At 65.1% G+C, this 11,080-nt stretch carries 9 protein-coding genes and 1 pseudogene; 6 read left to right on the top strand and 4 right to left on the bottom strand.

Annotated features, from left to right (window positions below; translation table 11 throughout):
* Nucleotides 1-202 precede the first annotated feature (202 nt).
* The 4 genes from pimD to glpK all read left to right on the top strand — a co-directional run bounded on the left by pimD (nucleotide 203) and on the right by glpK (nucleotide 4,426).
* Complete coding sequence (gene pimD / locus HY852_RS07200) at nucleotides 203-1,345, top strand: pimeloyl-CoA dehydrogenase small subunit (protein WP_291603710.1); 1,143 nt, start codon at nucleotides 203-205, stop codon at nucleotides 1,343-1,345.
* 136 nt (nucleotides 1,346-1,481) lie between these two features.
* Nucleotides 1,482-2,255 (top strand): SDR family NAD(P)-dependent oxidoreductase, encoded by a 774-nt coding sequence (locus tag HY852_RS07195; RefSeq protein WP_291603709.1) that lies wholly within the window; start codon nucleotides 1,482-1,484, stop codon nucleotides 2,253-2,255.
* Nucleotides 2,256-2,375: 120 nt separating this feature from the next.
* Nucleotides 2,376-2,771 (top strand): endonuclease domain-containing protein, encoded by a 396-nt coding sequence (locus HY852_RS07190; RefSeq protein ID WP_291603708.1) that lies wholly within the window; start codon nucleotides 2,376-2,378, stop codon nucleotides 2,769-2,771.
* A 149-nt stretch (nucleotides 2,772-2,920) separates the two neighbouring features.
* Nucleotides 2,921-4,426 carry a glycerol kinase GlpK gene (gene glpK / locus HY852_RS07185; RefSeq protein ID WP_291603707.1) on the top strand — a complete coding sequence of 502 codons (1,506 nt, stop codon included), beginning with the start codon at nucleotides 2,921-2,923 and terminating at the stop codon, nucleotides 4,424-4,426.
* A 161-nt stretch (nucleotides 4,427-4,587) separates the two neighbouring features.
* Here the strand turns inward: glpK and HY852_RS07180 are convergent, their stop codons facing one another.
* The gene (locus HY852_RS07180; RefSeq protein ID WP_291603706.1) at nucleotides 4,588-5,388 is read right to left on the bottom strand and encodes a class I SAM-dependent methyltransferase; all 801 of its coding nucleotides are present in this window, start codon (nucleotides 5,386-5,388) and stop codon (nucleotides 4,588-4,590) included.
* Between the two features lie 441 nt (nucleotides 5,389-5,829).
* On the opposite strand from HY852_RS07180, the gene HY852_RS07175 reads away from it, so the two are divergent.
* Complete coding sequence (locus HY852_RS07175; protein WP_291603711.1) at nucleotides 5,830-6,462, top strand: glutathione S-transferase family protein; 633 nt, start codon at nucleotides 5,830-5,832, stop codon at nucleotides 6,460-6,462.
* A 32-nt stretch (nucleotides 6,463-6,494) separates the two neighbouring features.
* Here the strand turns inward: HY852_RS07175 and HY852_RS07170 are convergent, their stop codons facing one another.
* On the bottom strand, nucleotides 6,495-6,854 hold the full coding sequence (locus HY852_RS07170) for a hypothetical protein (RefSeq protein ID WP_291603704.1): 360 nt from the start codon (nucleotides 6,852-6,854) through the stop codon (nucleotides 6,495-6,497).
* 127 nt (nucleotides 6,855-6,981) lie between these two features.
* Between HY852_RS07170 and HY852_RS07165 the strand changes: the two are divergent.
* Nucleotides 6,982-7,311, top strand: a pseudogene (locus tag HY852_RS07165) (glutathione S-transferase C-terminal domain-containing protein); the annotation flags it as partial.
* Nucleotides 7,312-7,444: 133 nt separating this feature from the next.
* On the opposite strand, the gene maiA reads toward HY852_RS07165, so the two are convergent.
* Entirely contained in the window at nucleotides 7,445-8,104 is a 660-nt protein-coding gene (gene maiA / locus HY852_RS07160; RefSeq protein ID WP_291603703.1) for a maleylacetoacetate isomerase, read from the bottom strand.
* A 475-nt stretch (nucleotides 8,105-8,579) separates the two neighbouring features.
* A partial coding sequence (gene metH / locus HY852_RS07155) for a methionine synthase (protein WP_291603702.1) occupies nucleotides 8,580-11,080 on the bottom strand: 2,501 nt, incomplete at its 5' end.

Raw genomic sequence — 11,080 nt, 5'->3', positions numbered from 1 at the left:
CGGTGCTGGGACTGTGACGATCTTTTCCCTCTCCCGCTCGTTGCTGGGAGAGGGTCGTCTCACCGTCATTCCGGGGCGCGACGAAGTCGCGAGCCCGGAATCCATAACCACGATCTGGGAGTATGGATTCCGGGCCTGCGCCTTGCGGCGCATCCCGGAATGACGAAGCCAAACAATTCCGGACACGAGGGAAGTTAGAACCATGGATTTTGATTTGTCCGAGGAGCAGCGGCTTCTCAAGGAAAGCATCGACGGCCTGCTGACCGATTCCTACGATTTCGAGCAGCGCAAGAAATACCTGAGCGAGAAGGGCGGCTGGAGCAAGGCCGTCTGGGGCAAGCTCGCCGAGCAGGGCCTGCTCGGCCTGCCGTTTTCTGAAGCCGACGGCGGCTTCGGCGGCGGCGCGGTCGAGACCATGATCGTGATGGAGGCGATGGGCCGGGCCCTGGTGATCGAGCCCTATCTTGCCACCGTGGTCGTCGCCGGCGGCTTCCTGCGCCATGGCGGCTCGGCGGCGCAGAAGGCGGCGCACGTGCCTTCCATCATCGACGGCAGCAAGACCTTCGGCTTTGCCCAGCTCGAGAAGAACTCGCGCTACGACCTGTTCGACGTCGCCACCACGGCGAAGAAGAAGGGCGCAGGCTGGGTGATCGACGGCGAGAAGTTCGTCGTTCTCAACGGCGAGAACGCCGATACGCTGATCGTGACCGCGCGGACCAAGGGCAACCGCCGCGATAAGAGCGGCATCGGCGTCTTCCTGGTGCCGGCGGACGCCAAGGGCGTCACGCGCAAGGGCTATCCGACCCAGGACGAATTGCACGCCGCCGACGTCTCCTTCACCGGCGTCGAGGTAGGTAGCGATGCCGTGATCGGCGATCCCGAAAATGGCCTTGCGCTGATCGAGCGCGTGGTCGACGAGGCGCGCGTGGCGCTGTGCTCGGAGGCGGTCGGCGCGATGGATGAATCGCTCAAGGCTACCGTCGAGTACATCAAGACGCGCAAGCAGTTCGGCGTGCCGATCGGCTCGTTCCAGAGCCTGCAGCACCGCGCCTCCGACATGTTCGTGGCTGTAGAGCAGGCGCGCTCGATGGCGCTGTTCGCGGCCATGGCGTCCGACTTCACGGACCAGGCCGAGCGCAGCAAGGCGATCGCGGCGGTCAAGGTGCAGATCGGCAAGTCGGCCAAGTTCGTCGGCCAGCAGGCGATCCAGCTTCACGGCGGCATCGGCATGACCATGGAGGCGAAGATCGGCCACTACTTCAAGCGCCTGACCATGATCGAGAACACCTTCGGCGACACCGACTACCACCTGCGCCGCGTCGCCGACGGCGGCGGGCTGGTGTAGTCGCCAGCATCACCGTCATTGCGAGCGAAGCGAAGCAATCCAGAGATGCCGATGCAGACTGGATTGCTTCGTCGCTTCGCTCCTCGCAATGACGACAACGAAGAAACGAAAAGGCCGCAGGGAGGAAAAACGCCAGATGAAGAACACCCCGTTCGATCTCACCGGCAAGGTCGCCGTCGTCACCGGCTCGAGCCGCGGCATCGGCCGCGCTTCGGCCGAGCTGCTCGCCAAGCTGGGCGCCAAGGTGGTGATTTCCTCGCGCAAGGCCGACGCCTGCGAGGAAGTCGCCGACGGCATCAACAAGGCCGGCGGGGACGCGATCGTCATTCCCTGCAACATTTCCCGCCGGGGCGAGGTCGAGGGGCTGATTGCGGGCGCCACCAGACATTACGGCAAGGTCGACATCCTGGTGTGCAACGCGGCCGTGAATCCCTATTACGGCCCGCTGCTCGACATCACCGATGAAGCCTTCGACAAGATCATGGGCAGCAACGTCAAGAGCAACGTCTGGCTGTGCGCGCAAGTCATCCCGCAGATGGCGGCGCGTGGCAACGGCTCGGTGATCATCATCTCCTCCATCGGGGGCATGCGCGGCTCGACCGTGATCGGCGCCTACGGCATCTCCAAGGCGGCCGATTTCGCGCTGTGCCGCAGCCTGGCCGGCGAGTGGGGGCCGAAGGGCGTGCGGGTCAACTGCGTCGCGCCCGGCCTGATCAAGACCGATTTCGCCCGCGCGCTGTGGGAAGACGAGGAGCGGCTCAAGCACCGCTGCGCCACCACGCCGCTCCGCCGCATCGGCGAGCCCGACGAGATCGCCGGCGCGGTGGCCTATCTCGCCTCCGACGCTTCCACCTTCATGACCGGCCAGACCATCGTCATCGACGGCGGCGTGACAACGGCGTCGGTGTAGTCATCGTACTACTTGAAATTGTTTCATGACTGAGGTTCACTTTACCCTCCCCTGGAGGGGGAGGGTCGGCTCGCATGAAGCGAAGCGGAATGCGAACCGGGGTGGGGTGAAGCCGCAAAGATGGTCTCAACGCTAGTCCGACGCGCAGCCGCGAAGAAGTTGAGAGCCAATACAACGCCGCATGAACGTCGGCTGTGGCGGGCTCTCAAGGAACTTCCGCTGGAGGGCACTCACTTCCGACGACAGGCGCCGATTGGTCCTTACGTCGTTGATTTCTTCTGCCCGGCCAAGCGCCTCGTCATTGAGCTCGACGGCGGACACCACAATGACGACGATATCGCCAAGCGAGACTACGAACGACAGGCTAGGCTCGAGAAAGAGGGATATCGTGTCGTCCGGTTCTGGAATTCCGAGCTTACCGCTGACATGACTGCCGTGCTCGAACGTATCTATGTGGAGTTGTATGGCTCGCGCGATGCGGTCGTGGCCCGATTGAAGCACCTACGGCGCCGATAGACTGTCACCCCACCCCGGCGCTTCGCGCCGACCCTCCCCCTCCAGGGGAGGGTGGCGCCTCCGCAGCTTGACCTCCCGCCTCCAATCCCCTTTCTTTGGTCCGACACAACGAACCTTCCCGCCAACGGGCAACGCCAGGAACCCTCCCCATGTCTTTCGTGCTGGCCATCGATCAGGGCACAACTTCCTCGCGCGCCATGGTTTTTCGCGGCGATATCTCGATCGCTGCCACCGCGCAGCAGGAATTTCCGCAGCATTTTCCGGCCTCGGGCTGGGTCGAGCACGAGCCGGAGGACATCTGGACCTCGACCATCGCCGTCTGCCGCGAGGCGCTGAAGAAGGCGAACCTGTTGCCTAAGGACATCGCCGCCATCGGCATCACCAACCAGCGCGAGACCACGGTGGTGTGGGACCGCGCCACCGGCAAGGCGGTGCACCGCGCCATCGTCTGGCAGGATCGCCGCACCGCGGACATCTGCGCCAGGTTGAAGGCCGAGGGCCATGAGCCTTTGATCTCGCAGAAGACCGGCCTGATCATCGATCCCTATTTCTCCGGCACCAAGGTCGCCTGGATCCTTGACCAGGTCCCCGGCGCCCGCGCCCGCGCCGACCGCGGCGAGCTGCTGTTCGGCACCGTCGACTGCTACCTGTTGTGGCGGCTGACCGGCGGCAAGGTGCACGCCACCGACGCCACCAACGCCTCGCGCACGCTGCTGTTCAACATCCACAGCGGCGAATGGGACGATGAGCTCTTGAAGGTGCTGCGCGTGCCGCGCTCGATGCTGCCGGAGGTGAAGGACTCCTCCAGCCGCTTCGGCGAGAGCCTGCCGGAACTGTTCGGCGGCGCCATCGCAATCTCGGGCATCGCCGGCGACCAGCAGGCCGCCACCATCGGCCAGGCCTGCTTTGCGCCCGGCATGATCAAGTCGACCTACGGCACCGGCTGCTTCGCTTTGCTCAACACCGGCGCCGCGCCGGTCGCCTCGAAGAACAAGCTGCTCACCACCATCGCCTATCAGCTCGATGGCAAGCGCACCTACGCGCTGGAAGGCTCGATCTTCGTCGCGGGATCTGCGGTGCAGTGGCTGCGCGACGGCCTTCACATCATCAAGCAGGCGTCCGAGACCGGCCCGCTCGCCGACCAGTCCGATTCGACGCAGAGCGTCTATCTGGTGCCGGCCTTCGTCGGCATGGGCGCGCCCTACTGGAATCCGCGCGTGCGCGGCGCGCTGTTCGGCCTCACTCGCAACACCGGCCCCGCCGAGCTCGCCCATGCGGCGCTGGAAAGCGTCTGCTACCAGACCTTCGACCTGTGGGCCGCGATGCGCGCCGACTGGCCCGGTTCGGCGACCGCCGACATCGTGCTGCGCGTCGACGGCGGCATGACCGCCTCCGACTGGACCATGCAGCGGCTTGCCGATCTTCTCAACGCGCCGGTCGACCGCCCGATGATCCAGGAGACCACCGCGCTCGGCGCCGCCTATCTCGCCGGCCTCGAGGCGGGCGTCTATCCCGAACCGTCCAAGTTCGCCGACCACTGGCGGCTCGAGCGCCGCTTCAAGCCCAACATGAGCCAGGCCACGCGCGAGCGGAAGCTGGCGGGATGGGCGCGGGCGGTGAAAGGCGTGCTGGCGAGCGACGAGGGGGAGGGGTAGCACCCTGCGGCGTCGTCACCCGCGAAGGCGGGTGACCTAGTACTCGATCACGTAGCCCGGATGGGCGAGGCGACATCCGGATGATCGCGTGAGGCCGTCTGGCGGCGGTCCCGCATGTCGCGGGCTACGTACCTGCGTACTATTTCGCACCACGTATCGCCTCAACGCACGCCGCGCACCGCACACGCCGTTGTCGCAAAGGAACGCGGGCCGTCGTCGCTTCCGCTGAGATAGGCCAGCCTGACATGGTGCTCGAGCAGGGACCGCTTTTCGGCCGGCAAGCCTTTCACGTACGAGCCCGTCACGCCCTGGCCGCCGAGGAACGGTTCCCAGTAATCGGCAAACGATGCGAACTCCATGCGGATGGTGAGGAAAGACTCCACGATCTCGCGCAGCCCGATCCGTTGCCACATCGCGGTCAGCTCGCCGGGATTCGTCAGCGGCATTGAAAAGGCTCTCGCCCGCGTCGCGCCGCCTTCCTCCGGGTCGAGCATGGCGGCGGTATCGAACAGCATTCGCAGGTACGGTGCCCCTCCACGAAAATCCCACACCGACGCAGCGACGATGCCGCCGCCTTTCGTCACCCGCGCCATTTCGCGCACCGCCTTCTCCGGTCCGGGAATGAAGTTCAGCACCAGAAGGGAAAGCGTGCTGTCGAACGACTGATCGGCATACTTCATTGCCGACGCGTCGCCTTGCTCGAAGGATATGTCGCGGCTGCCCGCGCGAGCGCGCGCGAAGTCGACATAGCTTTGCGAGAAATCGATGCCGGCAAGCTGTGCGTTGCGAAAGCGCTCCGCCAGTAGGAAGGTCAGGCTGCCGGTCCCGCAGCCGACGTCGAGGATCGATCCGGGATCGTCGAGGGAAGCGAAATCGAGGAAGCTGGTCGCCAGCCGCTCACTCCAGCGTCCCATGTGATGCTGATAGGCTTCAGCATTGTTCGCCGTGAAAGTGGTGGTCATGGCCGTTCCTCCATGAACTCTAACGGTATTGGTATAGGACGACCGCATCGGTACCAAAGGCTTTCTGCCGGCGCCTGGGCCGGATCAGCGAAGCGTGATCTGCCGACGCTTCCGAAACGGCGCGCCGCCTGTCTCGCCGGCCACGATGCCCGCGTCACATAGCCGGATCGCCGCCGTCACCGCGAAGGCGGGTGACGCCATATTCCAGAGACCTAGCCCGGATGAGCGAAGCGATATCCGGGATGATCGCTGAGAGGTAGGTCCCCATGTCGCTGCGTTCATGCGGGCTGCGCGTTACGCAAGAAGGAGTCGCATGAACTCATCGACCGGCTTAAGCTCGTCATGCCCGGACTTGATCCGGGCATCCATCAACAGCGAAAACTGCTCCTGCAAAGAAGGATGGATTGCCGGGTCGAGCCCGGCAATGACGAGCGAGGCACCATGTTCCTGATCGGCCAGTACGACTCCCCCTTCGTCCGCCGCGTGGCGATTGCGCTGAAGCTTTACGGCATCGACTTCGAGCACAGGCCGTGGTCGACCTTCGGCGATGCCGAGAAGATCGCGCCGTACAACCCGCTGCGCCGGGTGCCGACCCTGGTGCTGGATAGCGGCGAGGCGCTGATCGAGAGTACGATGATCCTGGACTATCTCGACGATCTCGTCGGCCCCGAGAAGGCGATGATCGCGCGGAGCGGTGAGACGCGCTGGAAGCATCAGCGGATTTGCGCACTGGCAATGGGGCTCGGCGACAAGGGTGTCAGCCTCTTGTACGAGCGCGTGCTGCGCAAGGAGCAGCAGCTTGCGCTGTGGGTCGAGCGCTGCGAGGCGCAGATTGCCGGCGTGGTCGCGGTGCTGGAAGCCGAGCGCGCCAGGGTGACGACGCCGTACTGGTTGGGGCAGCGCATCGGCCACGCCGACATCGCGGTCGCCTGCGTGGTGCGTTTCACCCGCGAGGCCCATCCGCAATTGTTCGACGACGCGCGCTATCCCGCGCTGTCAGCCCATGCCGAACGCTGCGAGGCGCTGCCCGTGTTCCAGGAAATCGTGCAGCCGCTCGCCCCGCCGAGGGGGTGAGAGCCGCGACCGCCGGCGTGAACGGCCGTGCCTTATTGTATCGTTGCGTTCACGGTAATGACCGAGGTGCCGGAGCCGTTCGGACCTTTTCCCGTGCCCTGGATGGCGAACGTGTCGGGGCCCTTGTAACCACGTGCAGCCGTGTAGGTGTAGGTCGTTACGTTCAGCCTTCGCAGCGTTCCGTGCGCCGGCTTCTGGGTAATGCCTGAACTCGTCATCATCCCCGGAATTCTGATCGGGAAGAGGCAGGTTTCGCCGGAAGCGACAGCGAAGTAGCCCGTCATGTTGACGCCAAACACCGACGGGCTGCCGGTTACCCGGCACTCCGAGGCGGCGAAAGCCGATACGGGCATCAGAGTCAGTGCAACGACTGCCAAGATACTTGATCGCATGATGACCTCCTCCTGTGGCGTTCTCCCCTGGCCTTTCAAACACTCTGCGTGATCAAAGCATCCGAAACCCCGGCCGAGTGTTGAGACAAATCAATGTTCTTGCGACCATCGCAATGCCGCCATCTGCATTTCCGACAAAGCGGTCAGTCTTCTCTACGACCGCGTGCCGCGTAGGGAGTAGCAGCTTGCGCTGCTAGTCGAGCACTGCGGGAAGCAGGTTGCGGGCGTGCTGGCGGTGCTGGAAGCCGAACGCGCCGCGGTGAAGACGCCGTATTGGTCGGGCGAGAAAATCGGCCACGCCGATATCGCGGTCGGCTGCGTGCTGCGCTTCGTCGGCGAGGCGCATCCCGCGCTGTTCGATGCGCGCTATTCCGCGCTCAAGGCGCATGCCGAACGTTGCGAGGCACTGCCGCCGTTTCGGGAAATCGTGCAGCCGCTGGCACCGCCTAAGGGATAATCAGGGCCAGACGGGGCCGGGCCACGCCCAAAGCCCGGCCCAACCCTACTTTGCATGGGGTTGTTTTCGCGATTTTGTTGGCCGGGTGCGGTGCGTCAGGGGGGACAACTCGCGCATCGCCTCGTGGTCCCGCTCATTTCCTCCTCATCCCCTCCGGCGTCTCCGGCTGCGCCAGCGGGTGCGCGGCGGCGAAGGCGGGCAGGGCCATTGCGGTGTCGAACACGCGCTTGACCGTGGGGTAGGGCGCAAGGTCGATCTGCTGCATCAAGGCGAAGGTGACGTGACCCGCGAGGCAGATGTCGGCCATCGTCGGCACATCGCCGTGGCAGAAGCGCCCGGTTTCCGCATCGCCGGAAAGGCGCGCCTCGAGCGCGGCCAGCGTCTCGGTGGTCCAGTGCGTGAGCCAGGCCTGCAACCGGGGCTGATCGAGATTGAGCGTCCCGGTGAGATAACGCCGCACGCGCGGTGTGAGCAGCGGGTGACCCTCGCAGGCCACCATCAACGCGATGCCGCGCGCCCGTGCGCGGCCCTTGATGTCGGCCGGCAGCAGCGGCGGCGAGGGATGTTTCTCGTCGAGATATTCGAGGATGGCGAGCGACTGGAACAGCGTGGTGCCGTCGTCCTCGACCAGCGCCGGCAGCGCCATCTGCGGATTGATCTTGCGATAGGCGTCGTTGCGATGGGCGCCCGCGTCGATGTCGACCGGGATCACCTCGACGGGAAGGCCCTTGAGGTTGAGCGCGATGCGCACGCGAAAGCTCGCGAGCGATCGCCAGAACGAAAAGAATTGCATTCGCCGCCTCCGTGCCGCTGAACATCGCTGATGTCGCGCCTTGTAGCAGGCAAGACCCGTGGCAGAGAAGCGGCATCGCGATCGCGATGACATGGCCCCCGACTTCGTCATTCCGGGATGCGTGCGCAGCACGCAGGCCCGGAATCCATCGGGCCGCAAGTCGCGTGGTCGGATAGATTCCGGGCCCGCGACTTCGTCGCGTCCCGGAATGACGAGTGAGGTCCGGCGGCCCGTCCGGGCAAATCGTCTCAAACCCCCTCGTCCAGCAATACTCGGGCGCAACGCGCCGCGAGAATGCGGACCTACGTCCCTTGGCTGTTTGACAATCGACTCAGTGTTGTTTGACACATCATCATGGCGTGATTCGGCAGCAAGGGGAGGCCGGCCATGCCGTGGCGCGAGGTGTCTGTCATGGAGCAACGACGTTCTGAAGGCACACGCGCGCCACACACTGGTGCCGGCAGGGCAGCCAGCGCTACCCCGCGCCGACCTTCTTCTTGCGCCAGGCGAGGTGGACGGCGCAGGTGCATCCCTGAGGGTGCGAGGACAGATCGCCGGATGCGGTGTCGTTGGCGGGCGTTGCGCTGAAGGACGCGCCTTTCGCGGCATCGCCTTGCGCCGCGCCAAGACCCTGCGCGCCGCCCTTCTGATCCGGCGGGATGTAGTTGAGGATCGGCGCCAGCCAGCGCTCGGCGTCAGTGACGCTCATGCCCTTGCGCGCGGCGTAGTCCTCGACCTGGTCGCGCTCGATCTTGGCGACGCCGAAATAGTAGCTCTCGGGATGGCTGAAATAGAGACCGCAGACGGAAGAGCCCGGCCACATCGCGAAGCTCTCGGTGAGCTTCACGCCGGCACGGTTCTCGGCATCGAGCAGTTCGAACAGCGTCTTCTTCTCGGTGTGGTCGGGCTGCGCGGGATAGCCGGGGGCGGGACGGATGCCCTGATACTTCTCGAAAATCACCTGCTCGCTGGAGAGCTGTTCGTCCGGCGCATAGGCCCAGAACTCGCGCCGCACGCGGGCATGCAGGCGCTCGGCGAAGGCCTCCGCCAGGCGGTCGGCGAGCGCCTTGCACAGGATCGAGGAGTAGTCGTCATTGGCGAGCTTGAAGCGCTCGGCGATCTCGTCCTCGCCGATGCCGGCGGTGACGACGAAGCCGCCGATGTAGTCGGGCACGCCGGCAGAGCCAGGGGCGATGAAGTCGGACAGCGCCGCGTTATGGCGGCCCTCGCGCTTCTCGAGCTGCTGGCGCAGCGTGTGCAGCGTTGTCACCTTCGTCTTCCGGCTGTCGTCGGCATAGACCACGATATCGTCGCCTTCGGCATTGGCGGGCCAGAAGCCGATGACGGCGCGGGCGCGGAACCACTTCTCCTTGACGATGCGGTCGAGCATGGCGCGGGCATCGTCGAGAAGCGAGCGCGCCACCTGGCCGACCTTGGGGTCGTCGAGGATGGCGGGGAAGCGGCCGGTGAGCTCCCAGGTCTGGAAGAACGGCGTCCAGTCGATGTAGTCGACGAGCTCGGAAAGGTCGTAATCCTCGAAGCTCCTGGTGCCGAGGAAGGTCGGCTTCTTCGGCCGCGTCGCCGCGAAATCGATCGGAACGCGGTTGGCGCGGGCGGCGGTGAGCGTCAGGCGCCTCTTGTCCGCCTGCGCGCGCAAATGGGCGTCGGCGATCCGTGCGTATTCGGCGCGCATTTGGGCGGCATAGGCCTCGCGCCGCTCGGGCGACAGCAGCGAAGAGGCGACGCCGACGGCCCGGCTGGCGTCATTGACATGCACCACCGGCCCGCCCCGATAGTTCGGGTCGATCTTCACCGCCGTATGGACGCGGCTGGTGGTGGCGCCGCCGATCAGGAGCGGCATTGTCAATCCTTCGCGGTCCATCTCGCCGGCGAGGAACGACATCTCGTCGAGCGAGGGCGTGATCAGGCCGGACAGGCCGATGATATTGGCGCCTTCGGCCTTGGCCGTCTCGATGATCCTGCTCGCGGGCACCATCACGCCGAGATCGATGACCTCGAAATTGTTGCACTGGAGCACGATGCCGACGATGTTCTTGCCGATATCGTGGACGTCGCCCTTCACGGTCGCGAGCACGATCTTGCCGGCGGAATGGCTGGAGTCGCCGGTGATGCCGCTGGCGAGGTTGCGGGCCCTCTCTTCCTCCATGAACGGCATCAGGTACGCGACAGCCTGCTTCATGACGCGCGCGGATTTCACGACCTGCGGCAGGAACATCTTGCCGTCGCCGAACAGATCGCCGACGACGTTCATGCCGGACATCAACGGGCCCTCGATGACGTCGAGCGGACGCGAAGCGGCTTTCCGCGCCTCCTCGGTATCCTGTTCGATATATTCGGTGATGCCGTGGACCAGCGCGTGGGACAGGCGCTTGTCGACCGGCCATTCGCGCCAGGCGAGATCGGCCTCCCTGGTCTGCTTCTCCTTGCCGCGGAATTTCTCGGCGAGCGCCAGCAGCCGCTCGCCCGCGCCCGGATCGCGGTTGAGGACGACGTCCTCGCACACCTGGCGCAGCTCGGGATCGATGTCGTCATACACGATCATCTGCCCGGCGTTGACGAGGCCCATGTCCATGCCGGCGTGAATGGCATGATAGAGGAATACCGAGTGCATCGCCTCGCGCACCGGCTCGTTGCCGCGGAACGAGAACGACAGGTTGGACACGCCGCCGGAGATGTGTGCGTGCGGCAGGTTCTGCCGGATCCAGCGCGCCGCCTCGATGAAGTCGACGCCGTAATTGTTGTGCTCCTCGATGCCGGTCGCGATCGCGAAGATGTTGGGATCGAAGATGATGTCTTCGGCCGGGAAGCCGACCTGGTTCACCAGGATGTCGTAGGCACGCTTGCAGATTTCGGTCTTGCGCTTGAAGGTGTCCGCCTGTCCCGCTTCGTCGAACGCCATCACCACGACCGCGGCGCCATGGCGCTTGGCGATCTCGGCCTCGTGGATGAATTTCG

Source organism: Bradyrhizobium sp. (genome assembly GCF_016213215.1).
In the GTDB taxonomy this organism is placed as follows: Bacteria; Pseudomonadota; Alphaproteobacteria; order Rhizobiales; family Xanthobacteraceae; genus Bradyrhizobium.
The sequence above is the reverse complement of the archived record's forward strand: the minus strand, read 5'-3'. Positions and strand labels throughout refer to the sequence as shown.

Excerpts from the sequence above, each read along its gene's own strand:
- HY852_RS07190 (WP_291603708.1), top strand. The coding sequence starts at position 2,376 with ATGGTCTCAACGCTAGTCCGACGCGCAGCCGCGAAGAAGTTGAGAGCC.
- HY852_RS07170 (WP_291603704.1), bottom strand. The coding sequence starts at position 6,854 with ATGCGATCAAGTATCTTGGCAGTCGTTGCACTGACTCTGATGCCCGTA.
- HY852_RS07180 (WP_291603706.1), bottom strand. The coding sequence starts at position 5,388 with ATGACCACCACTTTCACGGCGAACAATGCTGAAGCCTATCAGCATCAC.
- pimD (WP_291603710.1), top strand. The coding sequence starts at position 203 with ATGGATTTTGATTTGTCCGAGGAGCAGCGGCTTCTCAAGGAAAGCATC.
- glpK (WP_291603707.1), top strand. The coding sequence starts at position 2,921 with ATGTCTTTCGTGCTGGCCATCGATCAGGGCACAACTTCCTCGCGCGCC.
- HY852_RS07195 (WP_291603709.1), top strand. The coding sequence starts at position 1,482 with ATGAAGAACACCCCGTTCGATCTCACCGGCAAGGTCGCCGTCGTCACC.
- HY852_RS07175 (WP_291603711.1), top strand. The coding sequence starts at position 5,830 with ATGTTCCTGATCGGCCAGTACGACTCCCCCTTCGTCCGCCGCGTGGCG.
- maiA (WP_291603703.1), bottom strand. The coding sequence starts at position 8,104 with ATGCAATTCTTTTCGTTCTGGCGATCGCTCGCGAGCTTTCGCGTGCGC.